This window comes from Streptomyces sp. NPDC029151 (assembly GCF_055564315.1).
On record NZ_JBVHWQ010000007.1, the window covers coordinates 208,186 to 229,477 of the forward strand.

The following is a 21,292-nucleotide window of genomic DNA, read 5'->3' on the forward strand; positions in this document are numbered from 1 at the left end:
CGACGAGCCGCCCCGGCGAGGGGTTGCCGGGGCGGCGCACAGTCACTCCGAACGGGTGCGGACCGGCAGCCGCGGTTGACGCGGCCGGCCCTTCCGGAAGGACCGTCGGCCCTGCGGAGCGGGAGGCCGTCGACCCCGCGGAAAGGCCGTCAGCCCCGTCTGGCGGAAGGCAGCCGGCCCTGCGGACAGGCCGTCAGGCCCCGCCGGGCGGCAGGCCGTCAGTTCTTCAGGAAGTCGGCGCGGGCGAGCAGTCCGGTGTCGGCGTTGTCGGTGAAGACGCCGTCGATACCGGTCGCGAAGTACGCCTTGTAGGCGCCGAAGACATCGCCGTAGGCGTCGGCCGCGCCGCCCTTGCGGTACTCGGCCGGCAGGAAGGGGTTCTCGTTCCGCATGGTGTAGGGGTGCAGGACCAGGCCGACCCGGTGGGCGTCGGAGACGAGCGTGGTCGGCTCGCCCAGGGTGCCGTCCGCCTTCTTCGGGACGACCAGGTCCAGGGTCGGGCCGATGCCCTGGGCGTAGCCGGCGATCTCCCGCAGGCCCCGGGGGGTGACGAGGTCGGCGACCGTGCGCGGGTCGTTCGCCTCGACGAAGTCGTACGGGCGGCTGTTCGCCGAGGAGAGCAGGACGACGAGCGGGTTGTCGACGAGCCGGTTCAGCCGCTGGATGCTGGTGGGCTCGAAGGACTGCAGGATGACCGGCGCGTCGCGGCCGTCCTTGCCGTACTTGCGCAGCAGCTTCGCCACCCGCTCCTCCAGGCCGAGGCCCAGCTTGCGGAAGTAGGTCGGGTGCTTGGTCTCCGGGTAGATCCAGACCTGCCTGCCGCGCCGGCGGGTCTGCTCGTCCTGCCACTTCAGGACCTCTTCGAAGGTGGGGATCTCCCAGCGGCCGTCGTAGAGGGTGTTGTGCGGCCGGTTGGCCGGGATGCGCTCCACGGCGCGCAGCGTCTTCAGCTCGGCGAGCGTGAAGTCCTCGGTGAACCATCCGGTGGTGGGGACCCCGTCGAGCACCTTGGTGGTCCTGCGGTCGGCGAACTCCGGACGGGAGGCGACGTCCGTCGTGCCGCCGATCTCCGGCTCGTGCCGACAGACCAGGTGGCCGTCCCTGGTGGGCACGAGGTCGCCCGCCTCGACCACGTCGGCACCCAGGTCCAGGGCCAGGTCGTACGAGCCGAAGGTGTGCTCGGGGCGGTAGCCGCTGGCACCCCGGTGGCCGATGATCGTCGGCACCGGCAGGCTCTTCAGCCCGCGTCCGCCGTGCCCGGCCGTGCGGCTCCCGGCGGCCCGGGCGGTGCCGGACAGCCCGATGGCCGCCCCGCCCGCGCCGAGCACGGCGGCGCCGAGGAGCGCCCGCCGTCCCGTTCCCTGCGTCCGCCCGTTCCCCTGGTCGCCGTCCATGAGCGCCCTCCTGCCGCGTTCGTTCACCGGTGCGGGCCGATCGTAGGGTCGTACACGTGACCAGGGGGAGGCGCCCGTTCGAACACCCGGGTGATGTCGGGTGTCCTGCGAACGGCGGAAGGTGACGGTCCGTCGGGCCCGGGGCCCCGGCCCGGCGCGATGTCCGTCACACCACGACAAGGCTGTTACCCGCCGTCCTCGGCACGGCACCGCAGGTAAACCCGCGTCAACACTTAGTAAGGCCTCGGTGAACCCGCCGTCCCCGATGTGCGCGCGGACCGGTGCCACGAGTAATGTCCTCACCTGCACAGACTCATATCGCCCCCCTTGACATCGGAGGAAGCGTTGTCCCGCTTCGCGCTCATCAAGGCAGTGCTCGGACCGATCATGCGCCTGATGTTCCGCCCACAGGTGGAAGGCGCGGAGAACATCCCGGGGGACGGCCCGGTGATTCTGGCCGGTAATCACCTGACGTTCATCGACTCCATCGTGCTGCCGGTGGTCACCAAGCGGCAGGTGTGCTTCATCGGCAAGGACGAGTACGTCACCGGCAAGGGGCTCAAGGGCCGGCTGATGGCCTGGTTCTTCACCGGCGTCGGCATGATCCCGGTGGACCGTGACGGGGCGAGCGGCGGTGTGGCCGCGCTGATGACGGGCCGGCGGATCCTGGAGGAGGGCCGGATCTTCGGGATCTACCCGGAGGGCACCCGGTCGCCCGACGGGCGCCTGTACCGGGGCCGCACCGGTATCGCCCGCCTGACCCTGATGACCGGCGCGCCCGTGGTGCCGTTCGCGATGATCGGCACGGACAAGCTGCAGCCGGGCGGCCGGGGCATCCCGCGGCCGGGCCGGGTCACCGTCCGGTTCGGCGAGGCGATGGAGTTCTCCCGCTACGAGGGCATGGACCGCGACCGCTATGTGCTGCGGGCGGTGACGGACTCCGTCATGGCCGAGGTGATGCGCCTGTCGGGCCAGGAGTACGTCGACATGTACGCCACCAAGGCCAAGGCCGCCTGAGCGGGTTGGATCCGCCTGCCGGTGGAATCTGCCACCGACACATCGGGCATTCGGCCGTATGAAAGCGGCCGTATCACCACACAACATGTCTGATTCAGGACATGTACAAACCTTCTCGGCGTACTCTGCTCCGTACCCCGATCGCCGCCGCCGGCGCGGGTCTCCTGGCGTCCTGCACCGGTTCCGGATCCGCGCCCCGTTCCGGTCCCGAACACCCGGGCGACGAGGAGAAGTTCGTCCCACGCGGGCCCCGGGGGTACGTCAACCCGTCGGACCCGGAGGTTCTGGCAACCGAGCGGAAACGGGGGGCCGGCCGCGTGCGCACCTTCCGGTTCACCGCCGCCGAGGCACACGTGGACCTGGGTGGGCGGGCGGTGCACACCTGGGCGTACAACGAGGAGGTGCCGGGCCCGCTGGTGCGGATCACGGCTGGTGACGTACTCGACCTGACCCTGGCCAACCGGCTGCCCGCCACGACCACCCTGCACTCCCACGGGGTGCGGCTGCGCTGCGACATGGACGGCGTGCCGGACCTGACGCAGCGGGCCATCCATTCCGGTTCGGACTTCCGCTACCACTTCGCGGTCGACCATCCGGGCACCTACCTCCTCCACTCGCACGTGGGGATGCAGCCGGACCGGGCGCTGTACGCGCCGCTCGTCGTGGACGACCCCAGGGAGCCCCTCTCCTACGACAAGGAGTGGGTCGTGGTCCTGGACGACTGGCTCGACGGCGTACAGGGGTCCACCCCCGACGGGGTGCTGAGCCAGCTCAAGCCGGGCGGGGCCATGGAGATGGGGTCGATGGCCATGGGTCCCGGACACGACGGATCGGGGCACGACCGGAAGGCGAGCGGCCACCCTTCGCCCTCGCGGAAGTCCTCGGGCCCCGACCGGGTGCTGCACAAGTCCTACAGCCGCATGCTGCACGGGGAGGGCGGCAGCGTCGACTACCCGCACTACCTGGTCAACGGGCGCCTGCCCGACAACCCGTCGGTGTTCCGCTGCCGTCCCGGCGACCGGGTGCGGCTGCGCATCATCAACGCCGGGTCCGAGACCGCCTTCCGGGTCGCGCTGGGCGGGCACGCGATGACCGTCACCCACACCGACGGCTATCCCGTGAAGCACAAGAAGACCGACGCCCTGCTGATCGGCATGGCGGAACGGTACGACGTGCTGATCACCGCGAAGGACGGGGTCTTCCCGCTGGTCGCCTTGGCGGAGGGCAAGAAGGGCAGGGCCCTCGCCGTGCTGCGCACCGCCAAGGGGAGCGGGAAGCTCCCCCCGGCCGACGTCCGCCTGGACGAGCTCGACGGCAACACCGTGCCCGCGCGCCGCCTCCTCCCCGACGACTCCGTGGCCCTGGGCGACCGGCACCCCGACCGCGAGATGCGCATCAGGATCACCGGCTCCATGGCGAAATTCGACTGGGGGTTCGACCACGAGCCGTACTCCCCGCAGCAGCGTCACCCGGTCCGCGCGGGCGAACGGGTGCGGCTGACGCTCATCAACGCCACGAGCATGTGGCACCCGATGCATCTGCACGGGCACACCTTCGCGGTGGTGGGGCTGGACTCGGTGGGAGCCCGCAAGGACACCGCGATCGTGCTGCCGCACCGGAAGCTGGTGATCGACTTCGATGCCGACAATCCGGGGTTGTGGATGCTGCACTGCCACAACCAGTACCACTCGGAGAGCGGGATGATGACGGTGCTGGGATACAAGAAGTGATCCCGGCGTGGTCCGCTCAGCCGGTGCCTTCCAGTTCCTGGTCCTTCAGCAGGAACCACGCCACCGCCGACGCCGCCAGGAGGACCGCCGCTCCTGCCCCGGAGGCCAGGTGGAGGCCGTGGACGAAGGCCTCGCGGGCCGCGGCGAGCAGGGCGTCCGCCTGGTGCGGGGGCAGGTGCGCCGCCGCCTCCGCCGCCGCGCCCAGGGACTCGTGGGCCCCGGAGGGGGTGCCGGCCGGGGCCGGGAAGCCGCGGTAGACGCCGGTCACGATCGAGCCCAGCAGGGCGATGCCCAGGGCCGCGCCCAGCTCGTACGCCGTCTCGGAGACCGCCGAGGCGGCGCCCGCCTGGTCCTTCGGGACGCTGGAGAGGATGACGTCGGCGGTCACCGTGAAGGAGAAGCCCGCGCCGACACCCACCACCAGCAGGGCGGCGCCGAGGACCGGGTAGCCGGTGGACCGGTCGAGCGCGGTCAGGGCGGCCAGGGCGATGCCGACCCCGGCCAGACCGCCGGAGACGACGGCACGGACCGAGAATCGCCGGGCGGCCCGGCCCGCGACCAGACCGGCCGCCACCGCGCCGACGGCGGCGGGCAGTTCGGCCAGGCCCGCCTCGAAGGGGCGCCGGCCCTGGACGAGTTGCAGGTACTGGGAGAGGAAGAACACCAGGCCGGACATGCCGAGGACGGTCAGCAGGTCGGCGAGGACCGCTCCGCTGAAGCCGCGGCGGCGGAACAGCCGCATGTCCAGCAGCGGGACCGGCATGGTCAGCTGGCGGTGGACGAAGCCGTACAGCGCCGCCGCGCCCAGCAGGCCGGTGCCCAGGGTCGTCCCGGTGAGGCCGTGGGTGGCGGCCTCCTTGACGGCGTAGACGAGGGCGATCATGCCGACCAGGGACAGCAGGACGCTGCCGAGGTCCCACGGGCCCGGGTGGGGGTTGCGGGACTCGGGCAGGGTGCGGATGCCGACCAGGACCAGGACGGCCATCACCGGCAGGTTGATCAGGAAGACCGAGCCCCACCAGAAGTGTTCGAGGAGGAATCCGCCGGCGATCGGACCGACGGCCGTGCCGGCGGAGGCGGTGGCGCCCCAGACGCCGACGGCGAGGCTGCGCTCGCGCGGGTCGTGGAAGATGTTCCGGATCAGGGCCAGGGTGGCGGGCATCAGGGTCGCGCCGGCGACGCCGAGCAGCGCCCGGGCGAGGATCAACAGTTCCGGTGTCGTCGCGTAGGCGCCCAGCACGGACAGCGCGCCGAACGCCGTGGCGCCGCCCAGCAGGATCCGCTTGCGGCCGATGCGGTCGCCGAGGCTGCCCATGGAGACGAGCAGACCGGCGATGACGAAGGAGTAGACGTCGCCGATCCACAGCAGCTGGGTGCCGGTGGGGTGGAGGTCTTCGCTGATGTAGGGGGTCGCCAGGCCGAGGACGGTGGCGTCGACGGCCACCAGCAGCACGGCCAGGACGAGGACGGAGAGCGCGAGCCAGCGGCCCGGGCGCTTCACCGCCTCGGTCGCCTGTGCCGGCTGCAGGGTGCTGGTCATGGTTCCTCTCTTCGCAGAGCGCCGCCGAGCAACAGCTCGGCGATCATGGTGGGGAAGTCCCGGGAGGCCACGCGGCCGTCCAGGGTGGCCCAGGCGCAGGAGGCGATCAGGCCGTAGAGGGCCTCGGTGAGCCAGACCGGGCTGAGGTCGATGCGGAACTCGCCGCCGCGCTGTCCCCGCTGGAACAGGCCGCCGATCCGGGCGTCCAGGCGCTGCCAGCCCTCGTTCTGCCGGTCGCCCTCCCAGAGCTGGTTCTCGCCGTAGAGGAACGCGAGGAGTCCGGCGGCCGGCTGGATCTCGCGGACCAGCCGGCGTACGGCCTCGGCGGCGGAGCCCTCCTCCGGCCGGGCCCGGTCCAGTGCGCCCTCGCACTCCGCGATGCCGAGCTGTTCCAGCGCGCGGACGAGCGCGTCCCGGCCGGCGAAGTGCCGGTGCAGCGTGGCCCGGCTGATCCCGGCGGCCTTGGCGACCTCGTCCATGGTCGCGGTGGATCTACGGGTCAGCAGGGCGGCTGCGCTGCGCAGCACGTGGTCACGGTCGAGGGCCATGAGACAAGAGTAGCCCCGATGAGACATTGTTGTCTCATCCAAGCCGTACGTGACTCATTTTCGCTGGTGGTGCGGGGTGCCCGTCGCGCTGGTACGGCCCTGTCGCGGGTCAGTGCCAGGGCAGCTGGCCGCGCCGTTCCCAGTAGGCGCGCGGGTCCTCGGCCAGCGTGGCGAGGCGGGTCGACTGGTCCGGGTCGAGGTCGACGGCGGGGGCGTGGAGGTTGGAGGCGAGCTGGGTGAGGGTGGCGGCGCCGGAGAGGACGACGCCGGCCCAGGGCTGCCGCAGGATCCAGGCGAGGGCGACCGCGTCGCAGCCGAGTCCCGTCTCGGCGGCCACCGTCCGCAGCGCCTCCGGGGCGTGCGGTTCGGCCAGCCGGCCGTTGGCCATGCCCTCCTTGACGATCACGGTGAGCCCGGCGTCGTGCGCCTCGGCGAGGGCGGGGCCGGCGGAGTGCTCCAGGATGTTGTACGTCGACTGGACGGTACGGAAGAGGGGCTCGCCGTCGACCGTGACGGCGAGGGCGGCGCGGATGGCGTCGGCCTGCGCGGGGCCGCTGGTGGAGAAGCCGACGGTGAGGCCCTGGGCGGCGGCTTCCGCGAGCCTCGCGTGGAGGTCCTTGTCGGTGAGGGCCGGGCTGTCCGGGGTCACCGAGTGGATCTGGTAGAGGTCGAGCCGGTCCCCGAGCAGGGCGTCGGTCTCGGCGCGCTGGCGTTCGTAGGCGGCGAGGCTGTGGTCCTTGACCTCGTGCGTCTCGGCGTCCACCGACCAGCCGGCGGTGTAGGTGTAGCCCCATTTGCTGCCGATCACCACGTCGTCGGCGTCGGGGTGGGCGCTCAGCCAGCCGGCGAGGAACTCCTCGGAGCGGCCGTAGGAGCGGGCGGCGTCGAAGTAGCGGACGCCCTGGGCGTAGGCGGCGTCGAGGAGTTCGTGGGTGCGGGTGCGCAGCGCGTCCTCGCCGCGGTCGTCGCCGAGGTCTTCGTCGCGGCCGAGGTTGATGTAGCCGGGGCGGCCCACCGCGGCCAGGCCGAGGCCGATGTGGCAGGTGGGGGTGGTCGCTGCGGCCAGTCGCGCGAAGGGCATCGCGGGCTCCGTTCGGTCGGCTCCTACGGCTCGTGACCAACGTAACCCGCGATGACCTGGTGATCGCGCTACAGCTCGGGACGTGCGCCCGATTCGGCGGGCGCGGGTGCCGGCCGGCTGCTCGCGCCCCCGCGGCCGAGCCGTCCGCCGCGTACGGCCCGCGCCCCTGCCGGTTCGCTCTCCTACCGCTTCTTCCTGGCCGTCGCCCACTGGTGCTGGGCCGCCACGTCCGTCTTCAGCTCCGCCAGCTGGACCGCGACCGCGCTCGGGGCGGTACCGCCCCGGCCGTTGCGGGAGGCGAGGGCGCCGGGGACGTTGAGGACGCCGCGGACCTCCGGGGTGAGGTGGGCGGAGATCTTCGCGAACTGCTCGTCCGTGAGGTCGTCCAGCTCCTTGCCCTCGGCCTCGGCGGCCTTGACGCACTCCCCCGCGACCTCGTGCGCCACGCGGAACGGCACGCCCCGCTTGACCAGCCACTCGGCGATGTCGGTGGCGAGCGAGAAGCCGGCCGGTGCCAGCTCCTCCATGCGCTCGCGGTGGACGGTGAGGGTGGCGATCATGCCGGTGAAGGCGGGGAGCAGGATCTCCAGCTGGTCGCAGGAGTCGAAGACCGGCTCCTTGTCCTCCTGGAGATCGCGGTTGTAGGCGAGGGGCAGGGCCTTGAGGGTGGCCAGGAGCCCGGTCAGGTTGCCGATCAGGCGGCCGCTCTTGCCCCGGGCCAGTTCGGCGATGTCCGGGTTCTTCTTCTGCGGCATGATCGAGGAACCGGTGGAGAAGGCGTCGTGCAGGGTGACGAAGGAGAACTCCTTCGTGTTCCAGATGATGATCTCCTCGGCGATCCGGGAGAGGTTCACGCCGATCATCGCGGTGATGAAGGCGAACTCGGCGACGAAGTCCCGGGAGGCCGTGCCGTCGATGGAGTTGCCGGCGCTGCCGCGTTCGAACCCGAGGTCCTCGGCCACCGCCTCCGGGTCCAGGCCCAGGGAGGAGCCCGCGAGGGCGCCGGAGCCGTAGGGGGAGACCGCCGTACGGTCGTCCCACTGGCGCAGGCGCTCCGCGTCCCGGGACAGGGACTGGACGTGCGCCAGGACGTGGTGGGCGAAGAGCACCGGCTGGGCGTGCTGGAGGTGGGTGCGGCCGGGCATCGCCACGTCCGGGTGGGCCTCGGCCAGGGAGATCAGGGCGTCCTGGAGGTCGGCGATCAGACCGCCGATGATCCGGGCGTGGTCGCGCAGGTACATCCGGAAGAGGGTGGCGACCTGGTCGTTGCGGGAGCGGCCGGCGCGGAGCTTGCCGCCGAGGTCGGGGCCGAGCCGCTCCAGCAGGCCGCGCTCCAGGGCGGTGTGCACGTCCTCGTCGGCGATCGTGCCCGTGAAGGTGCCGGCGGCGACGTCGGCTTCGAGCCGGTCGAGCCCGGCGGTCATGCGCTGCAGCTCGTCCTCGGTGAGCAGCCCCGCCTTGTGCAGCACGCGCGCGTGGGCACGCGAGCCGGCGATGTCGTAGGGGGCGAGCCGCCAGTCGAAGTGGACGGACGCGGACAGCTTCGCCAGGGCCTCGGCCGGACCGTCGGCGAAACGGCCGCCCCAGAGCCGTACGTCACCGGTGTTGCTGCTCACTTGCGTGCTCCTCGAAGCTGTCGATTACAGGCACTGGTACAGGCGCTGATGTGCCACCGCCTCCCCACCCTTCCAGGCGGGGAGGCGGCTGTCAGGCTGATGCGCGTGAGGGGACCCTGCCGGGTTACGCGAGGTCCCGCTTGGCGGCGATCTTCGACGACAGGCTGTAGATGTCGATGAAGCCCTTGGCCGCGGACTGGTCGAAGGTGTCGCCGGTGTCGTAGGTGGCGAGGTTGAAGTCGTACAGCGACTCCTGCGAGCGCCGGCCGGTGACGACGGCACGGCCGCCGTGCAGGGTCATCCGGACGTCGCCGGAGACGTGCTGGTTGGCCTCGTCGATGAAGCCGTCCAGGGCCCGCTTGAGCGGGGAGAACCACTGGCCGTCGTAGACCAGCTCGCCCCAGCGCTGCTCGACCTGCCGCTTGTAGCGGGCGAGTTCACGCTCGACGGTGACGTTCTCCAGCTCCTGGTGGGCGGTGATCAGGGCGATCGCGCCGGGGGCCTCGTAGACCTCGCGGGACTTGATGCCGACCAGGCGGTCCTCGACCATGTCGATCCGGCCGATGCCCTGGGCGCCGGCGCGCTCGTTGAGCTGCTGGATGGCCTGCAGGACCGTGACGGGCTTGCCGTCGATGGCGACGGGGACGCCCTCCTTGAAGGTGATGACCACCTCGTCGGCCTCGCGCGGGAGGGCCGGGTTGGAGGTGTACTCGTAGATGTCCTCGATCGGGGCGTTCCAGATGTCCTCCAGGAAGCCCGTCTCGACGGCGCGCCCGAAGACGTTCTGGTCGATGGAGTACGGGGACTTCTTGGTGGTGGCGATCGGGAGCTGCTTCTCCTCGCAGAAGGCGATCGCCTTGTCGCGGGTCATCGCGTAGTCGCGGACCGGGGCGATGCACTTCAGGTCGGGGGCGAGGGCGACGATGCCGGCCTCGAAGCGGACCTGGTCGTTGCCCTTGCCGGTGCAGCCGTGGGCGACCGTGGTGGCGCCGTGCTTCTTGGCGGCGGCGACGAGGTGCTTGACGATCGTCGGCCGGGAGAGGGCGGAGACCAGGGGGTAGCGGTCCATGTAGAGGGCGTTGGCCTTGATCGCCGGGAGGCAGTACTCGTCGGCGAACTCGTCCTTGGCGTCCGCGACCTCGGCCTCGACGGCGCCGCACGCGAGGGCGCGCTTGCGGATGACGTCCAGGTCCTCGCCGCCCTGGCCGACGTCGACCGCAACGGCGATGACCTCGGCGCCCGTCTCCTCGGCGATCCAGCCGATGGCGACGGAGGTGTCCAGACCGCCTGAGTAGGCGAGTACGACGCGCTCGGTCACGGGTTTCTCCTCACAGTGCATTCGCTGACATGCATGAGTATGCAGAACTCTGCATGATTCGTCAATCTCCCCTGCGGTTGAACGTCCGCAACCGCTTTCCCGTACTCCTGGCCGGACGCAGGCGCCGCGTTCGTCCGACGACGACACCCCCGACCCGAGTGAGGCATTCGCATGTCCAGGGCTCTTCCGAAGTACAACCAGCGCCGCGTGGCGGTCATCGGCGGCGCCGCCGCCGTCGTGCTGTCCGGCGCGGTGATCGCCGGCTCCGCCCTCGCCGGCACCCCGGCCGGGAGCGACGGCGCGACCGGCGCCCGCACCCTGGCCGCCACCGGCACGATCAGCTGCCCGGACGTCGCCTCACGGCTGCCCGCCGTCCCCGCCTCCGCGAAGGCCGAGGTCGACCGCAACCTCGCTCTGCTCCAGACCCAGATCCAGGAGGCGAACAAGCGGCTCAAGGACACGGTCGGCCAGGGCGGCCCCAACTTCGTCGACAACGCGATCCTGGGCCCCCTCAAGGACAAGCGCGTGTCCACCGTCAACCGCATCGCCACGGCGATCGGCCGTACGGCGGCCAAGCCGACCGGTCTGGAGGCGCTGGCGCCCTGCACGCTGAGCGGGGGCGGCAACGCGAACGGGGGAGGCAACGCGGGCACCGGCTCGGCGGCGGGCGGGAACGCGGGCGCGGGTACGGGTACGGGTGCGGGTGCGGGGGCGGGTGCGGGCGGGAAGGCGAACGCGGGCGGCAACGCCAACGGCGGCGGCAAGGGGAACGCGGGCGCCGGCTCGGCGGCGGGCGGGAACAGCGGGGCCGGCACGATCAGCTGCCCGGACGTCGCCTCACGGCTGCCCGCCGTCCCCGCCTCCGCGAAGGCCGAGGTCGACCGCAACCTCGCTCTGCTCCAGACCCAGATCCAGGAGGCGAACAAGCGGCTCAAGGACACGGTCGGCCAGGGCGGCCCGAACTTCGTCAACAACGCGATCCTCGGCCCCCTCAAGGACAAGCGGGCCTCGACCATCGACCGCATCGCCCTCTCCATCGGCCGCACCTCGGCCAGGCCGACGGGCCTCGGCTCGCTGGCCGCCTGCACGCTCACCAAGTGAGGTGACGGCCGGCCGCGTCCGGTGAGGTGACGGACGGCGCAGCCGCCGGATCCGGTGTCGGCCGGATCCGGTGTCGGCCGGATCCGGCAATTACTTAGACAGGCGAAACAGTTGCCGCGATAATCCCTGGACATGGGAAAGACCTATGACCGCATAGACGGCAGGCTGCGCACGTTCATCGAGGAACAGCCCCTCTTCTTCACCGCTACCGCTCCGCTCTCGGGCGACGGCACGGTCAACCTCTCCCCCAAGGGCCTGCGGGGCTCGTTCGCCGTGCTGGACGAACTCACCGTGGCGTATTTGGACTTCGCCGGTTCCAACGCCGAGACCATCGCCCACCTCAGGGAGAACGGCCGGATCACGCTGATGTGGTGCGCCTTCCAGGGCCCGCCCTCCATCGTGCGCGTCCACGGCCGGGGGGAGCCGGTTTTCCGCGACGACCCGCGCTTCCCGGAACTGCTCACCCGCTTCCCGGACATCGACACGAGCCGGCACGGACTGCGCGCGGTCATCCTCGTCCACGCCGAGCTGGTCCGGGACACCTGCGGGTACGCCGTCCCCTACATGGCGTACGAGACGGAGCGCGATCTGCACGCCAGGCGCTTCGCCCGCGAGGACGACGCCTCGCTGGACGCCTACTTCACCAAGAAGGAGCACATCGCGACCAGCCTGGACGGACTGCCCGGGCTGCCGTTGCCGCTGCCGCCCTCTACCGTCTGAGCCATGCGCCCCGGTGTGGTCCTCGCCCTCGTCTCCGCCTGCTCCCTCGCCCTGCTCGGTGCCGCACCCGGCGCCGGACCGGAGCCGCTGCCCGCGAGCCTGGCGGACACGGGCGGCGGCAGCCAGCTGATCATCGCCCGGGCCCCGGACACCGAGGCCACGGCGGGCACGGTCAGCTGGTGGGACCTGCGAGACGGGGAGTGGGTCCAGGCCGGGTCCGCGCCGGCCCGGTTCGGGGCGGGCGGGCTGGTGGACGGCGACACCCGCGTGCAGGGCACGAACACGACGCCGACCGGCCTGTACGACCTGCCCTTCGGCTTCGGGATCGCACCGGCGCCGGCCGGCACGGCGGTCGAGTACCGGGCCGTCAAGGACAGTTCCTGGTGGTGCCAGGACAACGACTCCCGCTCGTACAACCGCTGGACCGACCCGCTGCCCGCCGACTGCCGCGCCGCCGAGTCCGAGCATCTCGTGGACTTCCAGGGGCAGTACGCGTACGCCCTGGTCATCGGCTTCAACTACGACCGGCCCGTGCGGGGACGCGGCGCCGGGATCTTCCTGCACGTCAACGGGCAGGGGGCGACGGCCGGTTGCGTGTCGGTGCCGGCGGACGACATGCGCCGGATCCTCGCCTGGGCGCGCCCGTCCCGGAAGCCGCACATCGCCATCGGCACGGAGCGCGGGGCGACGGCGGTCAGCCGCTACTGACAGCCGGCCGGCGCCTGCCCCGGCGCCCTCCCGGCCCGAACTCCCCCTCATGGTTCTGCCGAGGCAGCGGGGGCAGTCGCCCTCGACGACGCCGTCACCGTAGGCCCGTTAGCCGCGGTTCAGCGAGGGCCGGGTGCGGGAGCGGCCGGCGTCGTACACCGGGCTCTTCCGGCTGGAGCTGTGGCAGGGCCCGTCAGAACGCCAGGGGCAGGCTCACCGTGAACGTCGTGGCCCCTGGCCGGCTCTCCAGCCCCACGCTCCCCCCGTGCGCCTCCGCCACCGCCGCCACGATCGACAGGCCCAGGCCCGCTCCACCCCCGGCGGCGTCCGCGGGGCGGCGGTGTTCGGCTCGGGTGAAGCGTTCGAAGACGGTGGACCGGACGTCGGCGGGGACGCCGGGGCCGTCGTCGCGGACCGAGAGGCGGGCGCCGTCGGCGGCGGTCTGCAGGGTCACCGTGACCTCTGTGCCCACGGGTGTGTGCAAACGCGCGTTGGCCAACAGGTTGGCCACCACCTGGTGGAGGCGGTGCGCGTCGCCCGGGACCGTCACCGGCTCCTCCGGCAGGTCCAGGGTCCAGCGGTGGCCGGGGCCCGCGGCGCGGGCGTCCGTCACCGCGTCCAGGACCAGGTGGGTCAGGTCGACCGGGCGGCGCTCCAGGGGACGGCCCGCGTCGAGGCGGGCGAGGAGGAGCAGGTCGTCGACCATCTCGCCCATCCGGGCGGACTCGGCCGTGATGCGTTCCAGCGCGCGGGTCACCTTCGGCGGCACCGGGCCCGGGTGCAGGAGGGCCAGTTCGGCGTGGCCGCGGACCGAGGCGACCGGGGTGCGCAGTTCGTGGCCGGCGTCGGCGGTGAAGCGGCGCGGCCGCTCCTCGCTCGCGTCGCGCTCGGTCAGGACACCGGTGACGGGTACCGGCAGTCGCTCCAGTCCGCGCTGGACTCGGCCGGTCTCTGAACACTCGGCGCACCCGGCGCGTATCTGTGGGCCAAGGGTCAAGTCCCCACGGAGGAACCGTGACCACCACGCTCGCAGGCGGACGCGCCGCCCGCCGACAGACGATGCGCCGCATCCGTCCGCGCCGCTCCCCGGCCGTCCCGCTGCTGCTCGCCGTCTGGGCGGGCGCGGCGGCCGTGCTGTGGCTCTGGTGGCAGAACACGCCCTCCATCGCCGACGACACCGGCCGGATCCTGGGCGCGGGCCGGATCACCGGTCTGCTCGCCGGCTATCTGATGGCGCTGGTCGTGCTCCAGATGGCGCGCGTGCCGGCACTGGAGCGGCGGGTCGGCTCCGACCGGGTGGCCCGCTGGCACGCCATGAGCGGCCGGTACACGCTCTGCCTGGTCGTCGCGCACGTCTTCCTCACCATGTGGGGTTACGCGCGCCAGGCCGGCAGGTCGCTCGGCGACATCGTCCAGCAGACCGTCGACTCCGTCGGCCAGCTCCCGGACATGGGCAAGGCCGCGCTCGGCACGGGCCTGTTCGTGGTCATCGGGCTGACGTCGGCCGGCCCGGTCCGCCGCCGGCTCCCGTACGACGCCTGGTACCACGTCCACCTGCTGACGTACGCGGCGGTGTTCCTGACGTTCTGGCACCAGATCACCACGGGCAACGACTTCGCGGTGGAGCCGACCGCCCAGACCTTCTGGTACGGCCTGTACGGCGCGGTCACCGCACTGGTGGTCTGGTACCGGATCCTCACCCCGATCCGGCTGAACCTGCGGCACCGCATGTACGTGGAGGCGGTGATCGAGGAGGCGCCGGGCATCGTGTCGGTGCTGATCGGCGGGCGGCGGCTGCACCGGATGGGCGCGGAGGCGGGCCAGTTCTTCCGCTGGCGGTTCCTCGCCCCGGGGATGCGGTTCAGCTCGCACCCGTACTCCCTGTCGGCGGCCCCGCGCCCCGGCATGCTGCGGATCACGGTGAAGGCGATCGGCGACCACAGCGCCCGGCTGCGCGAGCTGGAGCCCGGAACCAAGGTGTGGGCGGAGGGCCCGTACGGCGCGCTCACCGCGCAGCGCCGCAGCCGGGGCAAGGTGCTGCTGGTCGCGGGCGGGGTCGGGATCACGCCGATGCGGGCGCTGTTCGAGACGCTGCCCGGGGGCGCCGGGGACATCACCCTCCTCTACCGGGCCAACACCACCCAGGACCTCGCGCTGTGGGACGAGCTGGCGGCGATCGCCGAGGAGCGGGACGCCCGGCTGATGTACGCGGTGAACAGCCCGGAGGGCGAGCGTCCGGACATCTCGGCGGAGAACCTCCGGGCGAAGATCCCGGACATCGAGACGCACGACGTCTTCATGTGCGGGCCGCCCGGGTTCGCCCAGTCGGTGTTCGAGGCACTGCGGGAGGCGGGGGTGCCCGCCCGCCGTATCCACCACGAGTCGTTCGAGATGTGAGCGGAGCTGCGAAGCGATGAGGAAGAGCCACCCCGTGCGGCGGGTCGTGCTGGCCACCGCCGCGACCGTGTCCGGTGTCGTGCTGCTGCTGTCGCTGAAGCCGGCGTCGGATCCGGCGGCCGCGTCGGCGGCGGGCGCGGTCCCGCAGCAGACGGCGGCCGGGCAGGCGCCGCAGGGCGCCGCGCAGGCCGGCTCCGCCACGCTGACCGGTGACGCGGCGCAGACGCAGTACGGGGCCGTGCAGGTACGGCTGACCGTCAGCGGCGGGAAGATCACCGCGGCGGAGGCGGTGCAGGCGCCCAAGGGCGGCCTCAGCGACCAGAAGACCCAGCTCGCCGTCCCGAAGCTCAACCAGGAAGCCGTGGCCGCGGGGAGCGCGGACATCGACGCCGTCTCCGGGGCGACGTACACGAGCGAGGGCTACAGGAAGTCGCTGCAGTCGGCGCTGGACAAGATGAAGACCTCCGCGCCCCCGGCGTCGTCCTCCGGTTCCTCGTCCTCCGGTTCCTCGTCCTCCGGCTCGGCGCAGGCGCGTACCGTCACCGGGAAGGCCGCGCAGACCTCGTACGGGCCGGTCCAGGTGCGGATCACGGTCAGCGGCGGGAAGATCACCAAGGCCGAGGCGGTGCAGGCGCCCAAGGGCGGCCTCAGCGACCAGAAGACCCAGCTCGCCGTCCCGAAGCTCAACCAGGAAGCCGTGGCCGCGGGGAGCGCGGACATCGACGCCGTCTCCGGCGCCACCTACACCAGCACCGGCTACCGGCAGTCCCTCCAGTCCGCCCTGGACCAGGCCGGTGGCTGACACGGTGGTCGAACCGGCGAGGACTCCGGCCGCGGTGCGTCACGCGGAGGAGGTCATGGGAACGGTCTTCTCCTTCGACGTCCGCGGCGGGGAACCGGCCGCGGTCCGGGCCGCGCTCGCCGAGGCGGTCGCCGGGCTGCACCGGGCGGACGCCCTGTTCAGCACCTACCGCGACGACAGCGAGGTGTCCCGGCTGGCCCGCGGCGAGCTGGACCTGCCGGCGTGCGCCGCCGAGGTCACCGAGGTGCTGGAGCTGGCGGCCGAGGCGGAGCGGATCAGCGAGGGCTGGTTCAGCACCCGGTACCAGGGCTCGCTGGACCCCACCGGCATCGTCAAGGGCTGGGCGGCCGAGCGGGCGGCACGGGCGCTGGCGGCGGTGGCCGGGGTGCACGGGGTGAGCGTGAACGGGGGCGGCGACGTACAGCTGCTCGGCGCGCCGGAGCCGCGGCGGCCCTGGCGGGTGGGGGTGGCCGATCCCCTCCGGCCCGGCGGACTCGCGGCGGTGATCTCGGCCGCCGGCACGGAGGAGTCGGCGGTGGCGACCTCCGGTACGGCGGAGCGGGGCGCGCACATCGTGGACCCGCGGACCGGTCGGCCGGCGGTGACGGACCTGGTGGCCGTGACGGTGGTGGGCCCGCGTCTGACGTTCGTCGACTGCTGGGCCACGGCCGCGTTCGCGATGGGTTCCCGGCAGGGGCTGGCGTGGCTGGAGTCGCTGCCGGACGTCGAGGCCCTGCTGATCACCGCGGGCGACGAGGTGCGGTGCACCGGGGGGCTGGCGGCACGGCTGGGTTGACGCGCCCGGGCGGCGGCCCCGCCTTTTTTCGCCCGGACGCGAAGTTTTTCCTCCGGAACGCCATCCGACACCGGCCCTGGGACGTATCACCGGTGAGGCAAGTTGAAGGAGGAACGACATGGCCATCTTCAGTAGCCTGATGCCGGCGAGTCGGGACCGCGACGACGACTGGTCCGGACACGGCCATGGTGACCACGGCGACCACAGCGGCCACGGTGACCGTCACGGCCACGGCGACCGCCACGGTCACGGCGACCACGGCGATCACGGCGGACACGGCGACCGTCACGGTCACGGTCGCTACTGATCGCACGCGCGGCGGAGCGGACCGGAGGCCGAAAGGACCCCGGTCCGCTCCGCCGGCCCGCGAGGAACGCACGCCATGGCGCATGTCCTGCGGCGTCTGCTCTCGCTCGGCGAGGCCTCCGACGCCGTGGTCGCGGCGGCGCCCCCGGTGCCCCCGCGCGAGGTGTTCCGGCGGTTCTGGCCGTACACCCGCGGCGGCCGGCGCTGGCTCGTGCCCGTCGTCCTGTTCAGCCTGGCCGGTCCCGCCGTCGACGCCGCCGAGCTGTGGCTGTTCAAGATCGTGGTGGACGAGGTGCTCGTCCCCCGGGACCTGCACCCCTTCCTGTGGATCGCACCGGCCTACCTGGGCCTGGTCCTCTGCTCCGGCGTCCTCGGCTTCGCCGACGACGTGACGTCCACCTGGGTCGGCGAGCGCTTCCTGCTCGCCCTGCGCTCCGACGTGTTCCGGCACGTCCAGGGGCTGTCGCTCGGCTTCTTCGAGCGCCGCAGGCTCGGGGACGTGCTGTCCCGGGTCACCGGCGACGTCGACGCGGTGGAGACGTTCCTGCTCTCGGGCGTCGCGGACGCCCTGTACTACGTGGTCCGCCTCGCCGTCTTCCTCGGCCTGCTGCTCTACCTGCGCTGGGACCTGACCCTGCTCGCCCTGGTCATCGTGCCCCTGTTCTGGGGTGCGGCCCGGCACTTCTCGCGGCTGGTCAAGGAGGCGTCGCGGGAGCGCCGTCGCCGCACCGGCTCGCTCAGCGCGATCGCCGAGGAGTCGCTGGGCAACGTCGTGCTGGTGCAGGCGTACAACCGGCAGGGCTGGGAGGCGGGCCGCTTCGAGCGGGAGAACCTGGGGCGGTTCCGGGCGGCGATGGCCTCGGCACGGATCCGCGCCGTGTACGGGCCGGTCGTCGAGTTCATCGAGGTGGCCGGCGGTCTCGCGGTGATGGGCCTGGGCACCTGGAAGCTGACGCAGGGGCAGCTCACGCTGGGCGGACTGCTGGTCTTCCTCGCGCTGATCGGCAAGCTCTACGGCCCGGTCCGGGGCCTGTCCCACCTCGGCACCTCCTTCTACGCGGCCGCCGCCTCGGCGGAACGGATCATCGAGCTGCTGGACCAGCGGCCCCAGGTCACCGAGGCCCCCGACGCCCGGCGCCCCGGACGCGCCCGGGGGGACGTGGAGTTCGACGGGGTGTGGTTCCGCTATCCGGGCGGCCCGTCCTGGGCGCTGTCCGACGTGTCCTTCCACGCGGCGCCCGGGGAGACGCTGGCGCTGGTCGGGGCCAGCGGGGCGGGCAAGTCGACGATCGCCAAGCTCCAGCTGCGCTTCTACGACCCCGACCGGGGCGCGGTCCGCCTCGACGGGAGGGACCTGCGCCGGCTCCGGCTGTCCGACGTGCGGGACAGCGTCGCGGTGGTGCTGCAGGAGACGCTCGTCTTCCACGGCACCGTGCGGGACAACATCGCCTACGGGCGGCCGGGGGCCACGGACGCGGACATCGTCGCGGCGGCGCGGGCGGCGGACGCGCACGAGTTCATCGAGCTGCTCCCGGAGGGCTACGACACGTTCGTCGGCCAGCGCGGCCGGACCCTCTCCGGCGGACAGCGCCAGCGCCTGGCGATCGCCCGGGCGATGATCCGGGACGCGCCCGTACTGCTCCTGGACGAGCCGACGGCGGGGCTGGACGCCCGGTCCGGCCGGCGGATCATGGACCCGCTGCGCCGGCTGATGGCCGGGCGCACCACCGTGGTCATCTCCCACAACCTGCTGACCGTCCGCGACGCGACCCGCATCCTGGTGCTCGACCACGGCCGGATCATTGAGGACGGCACCCACGACGACCTGCTCCGGCACGACGGCGCCTACGCCCGGCTGCACCGGCTGCACACGGGAGCGGTGCCGTCGTGAGCGCCACCGCCGCGCCGGGCACCCCGCCGCTGGCCCCGGGCACGGAACCGGTGCCGGGCTACCGGATCCTGGCGGGGCTCACCCGCACCGGCTGGCTCGACGTCTACGACGCCTGGAGCGAGGAGCGCGACTGCCGGTGCGTGCTCAAGACCGTGCGCACGGACCGGCGGGGCGAACCGCGGCTGGGCGAGCGGCTGCTGAGGGAGGGGCGGTGGCTGCGTGCCTTCACCCATCCCCACCTGGTCCGTGCCTACGACGTCTGCGCCGCGCCCGAGCCGGTCGTCGTCCTGGAGACGCTGACCGGTGAGACGCTGTCCCACCTGCTGCACCGGCTGCGGCGCCGGGCGTCCGCGGCCGATGTCGCGCTGCTCGGGGTGCAGTTGTGCTCCGCCGTCCACTACCTGCACGGCCGGGGCCTGCTCCACCTGGACCTCAAGCCGTCGAACGTGGTGGTGGACCGGGGCCTGGCGAAGGTGCTGGACCTGAGCGTCGCCCGGCCTCCCGGGCCGGCCCCGGCCGGGCTGGGCACCTGCTGCTACCTCGCCCCGGAGCAGGCCCGCGGCGGGCGGCTCACGGCCGCCGCCGACGTGTGGGGCATCGGGGTCACCCTGTACGAGCTCGCGTGCGGTGACCCGCCCTTCGCGTGCCGCACGACCGGCCGGACGGCCGGCGGGAGGGCGCACCGGCCGTACGCCGGGTGCGCCGGTGACGAGCCGGACCTCGTGACCGGCGCGGGTGCCCCGGGCGACTGGTGTCCGCGGCCGGAGCGGGAGGCGCCGCCGATCGGCTCCCGGCGGCGCCTGCCGCCGGCCCTCGCGGCGGCCGTCGACGGCTGTCTGCGCGCCGACCCCTCGGCCCGGCCCGGCGTCGCCGCGCTGGCCGCCGCGCTGAGGACGGCGCTGCCCGTCCCGTGCCGCGGCGGGTGAGCGGCACGGTTCACGTCTCCGGGGTCACCACCTGCCCCTTCCGCAGCTGCGCGGTGGCGAGGACGGTGCCGTCGGACGCGGTCAGACGGGCGCCGGAGTAGCGGTCGAGGCCGACGGGGGCCGCGACTCCCCAGTTGCCGTGCCCGTCGCGCACGGTGAAGTCGCCGATCCGGACGCTCGTGCCGTCGGCGCGCACCAGGAGACAGGTGACCGTTCCGGTGTACCGGGTGCCCGGCCGGGTGAGGGCGACGGACACGAAGATCCAGCCGGGGGTGCCGGGGTGGGCGTAGACCTCGCCGACGGGCGGTCCGTCCTGCCCGGCCGGGGTCATGTCGCCGACCAGCACGGGCTCGGACTCGACGGCGGCCGGCGGCCCGGCGGTGACCTGCTCGACGGCGGTGCCGACGGCCCAGCCGGCGAAGCCGGCGGCGACGGCGAGCGCGGCACCGACCGCGGCGACCCGGACCCGGGCCCGCCGGGCGCCCTGCCGCAGGCCGCGGCGGGCGCGGCCGGGGGCGCGGGCCGGCCGCTGCCCCTCGGGCGTCGCGGTCCGCCGGGCGAGGGCGAGGGCGCGCGCCACCCGGGGCTCGAAACCGGGCGGCGGTTCGCGGTCGGGCAGCAGGCCGACCAGCCGGTCGCCGACTCCGGTCAGTTGCCGGACGTACTCCCGGCAGTCCGCGCACCGGTCCAGATGGGCGACCGCCTCGGCCCGTTCCCGGCCGGGCAGTACGCCCAGCGCCAGCTCGGCGCCGACCTCCCGCAGCCGCTCGCAGTTCGCGTCACTCGACATGGTCGCCTCGTTTCGCCGACGCGACGACGGTGCGCAGTCGTGCCATCGCCGTCCTGATCCGCGTCTTGGCGGTACCCAGCGGTATCCGTTCCGCGTCGGCGACCTGCCGGGCCGTCATGCCGTAGATGCCGGCCATCATCAGCGCCCTGGCCTGCTCCCGTGGCAGCCGGGCCAGGGCGGCCCGGACCTGGGCGGAGGCCTCGTCGGCCAGGGCCCACTCCTCGGGGGTCGCGGTGACGGCGTCCAGCAGATCCTCGAGGTCCTCGGGGGCCATCGGCTCCGTACGCCGGGCACGCACGGCGTCGACGGCCAGGTTGTGCGCGATGGTCGTCAGCCAGGTCATGACCGAGCCGCGGCGCGAGTCGTAGATCTGGGCGTGACGCCATGCGCGCTCGAACGTCTGCTGGGCGACGTCCTCGGCGAGCTGCCGGTCCCTGGTGACGGCCATCGCCACGCCGTAGACCCGGTGCTGGAACCTCCGTACGAAGATCGCGGCCAGCTCCGGATCTCCGGCGGCCAGCCCGGAGAGCAGAGCCTCGTCCGGGAGGCGGCCGACGGGGAACCGGTATCCCGACACACCTCTGTATACGTCCGACGGCCGCCAGGGGATT

General features: G+C 73.0%; 19 protein-coding genes and 1 pseudogene. 11 read left to right on the forward strand and 9 right to left on the reverse strand.

Translation table 11 applies throughout. The features are described from left to right. Nucleotides 1-218: 218 nt before the first annotated feature. Nucleotides 219-1,394, reverse strand: coding sequence for a glycerophosphodiester phosphodiesterase (locus tag ACZ4VF_RS25865; RefSeq protein WP_467928858.1), 1,176 nt, complete (start codon nucleotides 1,392-1,394; stop codon nucleotides 219-221). A 345-nt stretch (nucleotides 1,395-1,739) separates the two neighbouring features. On the opposite strand from ACZ4VF_RS25865, the gene ACZ4VF_RS25870 reads away from it, so the two are divergent. Beyond that, complete coding sequence (locus ACZ4VF_RS25870; RefSeq protein WP_467929176.1) at nucleotides 1,740-2,411, forward strand: lysophospholipid acyltransferase family protein; 672 nt, start codon at nucleotides 1,740-1,742, stop codon at nucleotides 2,409-2,411. A 101-nt stretch (nucleotides 2,412-2,512) separates the two neighbouring features. Next, nucleotides 2,513-4,141: a multicopper oxidase family protein gene (locus ACZ4VF_RS25875; protein ID WP_467928860.1), complete on the forward strand. Its 1,629-nt coding sequence runs from the start codon at nucleotides 2,513-2,515 to the stop codon at nucleotides 4,139-4,141. A gap of 16 nt (nucleotides 4,142-4,157) precedes the next feature. Here ACZ4VF_RS25875 and ACZ4VF_RS25880 read toward each other — a convergent pair whose 3' ends face one another. The 5 genes from ACZ4VF_RS25880 to ACZ4VF_RS25900 all read right to left on the reverse strand — a co-directional run bounded on the left by ACZ4VF_RS25880 (nucleotide 4,158) and on the right by ACZ4VF_RS25900 (nucleotide 10,244). Continuing rightward, nucleotides 4,158-5,681 carry an MFS transporter gene (locus ACZ4VF_RS25880; RefSeq protein ID WP_467928861.1) on the reverse strand — a complete coding sequence of 508 codons (1,524 nt, stop codon included), beginning with the start codon at nucleotides 5,679-5,681 and terminating at the stop codon, nucleotides 4,158-4,160. Continuing rightward, entirely contained in the window at nucleotides 5,678-6,229 is a 552-nt protein-coding gene (locus ACZ4VF_RS25885; protein ID WP_467928862.1) for a TetR/AcrR family transcriptional regulator, read from the reverse strand. The genes ACZ4VF_RS25880 and ACZ4VF_RS25885 overlap by 4 nt, the downstream gene beginning before the upstream one ends. Nucleotides 6,230-6,338: 109 nt before the next feature. Then, nucleotides 6,339-7,310, reverse strand: a complete 972-nt coding sequence (locus ACZ4VF_RS25890; RefSeq protein ID WP_467928863.1) for an aldo/keto reductase — start codon at nucleotides 7,308-7,310, stop codon at nucleotides 6,339-6,341. 182 nt (nucleotides 7,311-7,492) lie between these two features. After that, nucleotides 7,493-8,926, reverse strand: coding sequence for an argininosuccinate lyase (gene argH, locus ACZ4VF_RS25895; protein ID WP_467928865.1), 1,434 nt, complete (start codon nucleotides 8,924-8,926; stop codon nucleotides 7,493-7,495). Between the two features lie 124 nt (nucleotides 8,927-9,050). Beyond that, complete coding sequence (locus tag ACZ4VF_RS25900; protein WP_467928866.1) at nucleotides 9,051-10,244, reverse strand: argininosuccinate synthase; 1,194 nt, start codon at nucleotides 10,242-10,244, stop codon at nucleotides 9,051-9,053. 171 nt (nucleotides 10,245-10,415) lie between these two features. On the opposite strand from ACZ4VF_RS25900, the gene ACZ4VF_RS25905 reads away from it, so the two are divergent. The 3 genes from ACZ4VF_RS25905 to ACZ4VF_RS25915 all read left to right on the forward strand — a co-directional run bounded on the left by ACZ4VF_RS25905 (nucleotide 10,416) and on the right by ACZ4VF_RS25915 (nucleotide 12,773). Next, entirely contained in the window at nucleotides 10,416-11,345 is a 930-nt protein-coding gene (locus tag ACZ4VF_RS25905; protein WP_467928867.1) for a hypothetical protein, read from the forward strand. Nucleotides 11,346-11,477: 132 nt separating this feature from the next. Then, nucleotides 11,478-12,065 (forward strand): pyridoxamine 5'-phosphate oxidase family protein, encoded by a 588-nt coding sequence (locus ACZ4VF_RS25910; RefSeq protein WP_467928869.1) that lies wholly within the window; start codon nucleotides 11,478-11,480, stop codon nucleotides 12,063-12,065. A gap of 3 nt (nucleotides 12,066-12,068) precedes the next feature. Continuing rightward, nucleotides 12,069-12,773, forward strand: coding sequence for a L,D-transpeptidase family protein (locus ACZ4VF_RS25915; RefSeq protein ID WP_467928870.1), 705 nt, complete (start codon nucleotides 12,069-12,071; stop codon nucleotides 12,771-12,773). Nucleotides 12,774-12,966: 193 nt separating this feature from the next. Here ACZ4VF_RS25915 and ACZ4VF_RS25920 read toward each other — a convergent pair. Continuing rightward, a pseudogene (locus ACZ4VF_RS25920) lies at nucleotides 12,967-13,674 on the reverse strand (sensor histidine kinase); the annotation flags it as partial. A gap of 113 nt (nucleotides 13,675-13,787) precedes the next feature. Between ACZ4VF_RS25920 and ACZ4VF_RS25925 the strand changes: the two are divergent. The 6 genes from ACZ4VF_RS25925 to ACZ4VF_RS25950 all read left to right on the forward strand — a co-directional run bounded on the left by ACZ4VF_RS25925 (nucleotide 13,788) and on the right by ACZ4VF_RS25950 (nucleotide 19,891). After that, complete coding sequence (locus tag ACZ4VF_RS25925; RefSeq protein ID WP_467928871.1) at nucleotides 13,788-15,170, forward strand: ferredoxin reductase family protein; 1,383 nt, start codon at nucleotides 13,788-13,790, stop codon at nucleotides 15,168-15,170. 16 nt (nucleotides 15,171-15,186) lie between these two features. After that, nucleotides 15,187-15,972 carry an FMN-binding protein gene (locus ACZ4VF_RS25930; protein ID WP_467928873.1) on the forward strand — a complete coding sequence of 262 codons (786 nt, stop codon included), beginning with the start codon at nucleotides 15,187-15,189 and terminating at the stop codon, nucleotides 15,970-15,972. A gap of 55 nt (nucleotides 15,973-16,027) precedes the next feature. Continuing rightward, entirely contained in the window at nucleotides 16,028-16,768 is a 741-nt protein-coding gene (locus tag ACZ4VF_RS25935; protein ID WP_467928874.1) for an FAD:protein FMN transferase, read from the forward strand. Between the two features lie 118 nt (nucleotides 16,769-16,886). Beyond that, complete coding sequence (locus ACZ4VF_RS25940; protein WP_467928875.1) at nucleotides 16,887-17,075, forward strand: hypothetical protein; 189 nt, start codon at nucleotides 16,887-16,889, stop codon at nucleotides 17,073-17,075. Nucleotides 17,076-17,150: 75 nt separating this feature from the next. After that, on the forward strand, nucleotides 17,151-18,965 hold the full coding sequence (locus ACZ4VF_RS25945; protein WP_467928877.1) for an ABC transporter ATP-binding protein: 1,815 nt from the start codon (nucleotides 17,151-17,153) through the stop codon (nucleotides 18,963-18,965). After that, nucleotides 18,962-19,891, forward strand: coding sequence for a serine/threonine-protein kinase (locus ACZ4VF_RS25950; protein WP_467928878.1), 930 nt, complete (start codon nucleotides 18,962-18,964; stop codon nucleotides 19,889-19,891). The genes ACZ4VF_RS25945 and ACZ4VF_RS25950 overlap by 4 nt, the downstream gene beginning before the upstream one ends. 10 nt (nucleotides 19,892-19,901) lie before the next feature. Here ACZ4VF_RS25950 and ACZ4VF_RS25955 read toward each other — a convergent pair whose 3' ends face one another. Beyond that, nucleotides 19,902-20,681: a hypothetical protein gene (locus ACZ4VF_RS25955; RefSeq protein WP_467928879.1), complete on the reverse strand. Its 780-nt coding sequence runs from the start codon at nucleotides 20,679-20,681 to the stop codon at nucleotides 19,902-19,904. After that, nucleotides 20,671-21,258, reverse strand: a complete 588-nt coding sequence (locus tag ACZ4VF_RS25960; protein WP_467928881.1) for an RNA polymerase sigma factor — start codon at nucleotides 21,256-21,258, stop codon at nucleotides 20,671-20,673. The genes ACZ4VF_RS25955 and ACZ4VF_RS25960 overlap by 11 nt, the downstream gene beginning before the upstream one ends. Nucleotides 21,259-21,292 lie beyond the last annotated feature (34 nt).

Coding starts and splice junctions, on each gene's coding strand:
- ACZ4VF_RS25865 (WP_467928858.1), bottom strand. CDS start 1,394: ATGGACGGCGACCAGGGGAACGGGCGGACGCAGGGAACGGGACGGCGG.
- ACZ4VF_RS25875 (WP_467928860.1), top strand. CDS start 2,513: ATGTACAAACCTTCTCGGCGTACTCTGCTCCGTACCCCGATCGCCGCC.
- ACZ4VF_RS25880 (WP_467928861.1), bottom strand. CDS start 5,681: ATGACCAGCACCCTGCAGCCGGCACAGGCGACCGAGGCGGTGAAGCGC.
- ACZ4VF_RS25885 (WP_467928862.1), bottom strand. CDS start 6,229: ATGGCCCTCGACCGTGACCACGTGCTGCGCAGCGCAGCCGCCCTGCTG.
- ACZ4VF_RS25890 (WP_467928863.1), bottom strand. CDS start 7,310: ATGCCCTTCGCGCGACTGGCCGCAGCGACCACCCCCACCTGCCACATC.
- ACZ4VF_RS25905 (WP_467928867.1), top strand. CDS start 10,416: ATGTCCAGGGCTCTTCCGAAGTACAACCAGCGCCGCGTGGCGGTCATC.
- ACZ4VF_RS25910 (WP_467928869.1), top strand. CDS start 11,478: ATGGGAAAGACCTATGACCGCATAGACGGCAGGCTGCGCACGTTCATC.
- ACZ4VF_RS25915 (WP_467928870.1), top strand. CDS start 12,069: ATGCGCCCCGGTGTGGTCCTCGCCCTCGTCTCCGCCTGCTCCCTCGCC.
- ACZ4VF_RS25930 (WP_467928873.1), top strand. CDS start 15,187: ATGAGGAAGAGCCACCCCGTGCGGCGGGTCGTGCTGGCCACCGCCGCG.
- ACZ4VF_RS25935 (WP_467928874.1), top strand. CDS start 16,028: ATGGGAACGGTCTTCTCCTTCGACGTCCGCGGCGGGGAACCGGCCGCG.
- ACZ4VF_RS25940 (WP_467928875.1), top strand. CDS start 16,887: ATGGCCATCTTCAGTAGCCTGATGCCGGCGAGTCGGGACCGCGACGAC.
- ACZ4VF_RS25945 (WP_467928877.1), top strand. CDS start 17,151: ATGGCGCATGTCCTGCGGCGTCTGCTCTCGCTCGGCGAGGCCTCCGAC.
- ACZ4VF_RS25955 (WP_467928879.1), bottom strand. CDS start 20,681: ATGTCGAGTGACGCGAACTGCGAGCGGCTGCGGGAGGTCGGCGCCGAG.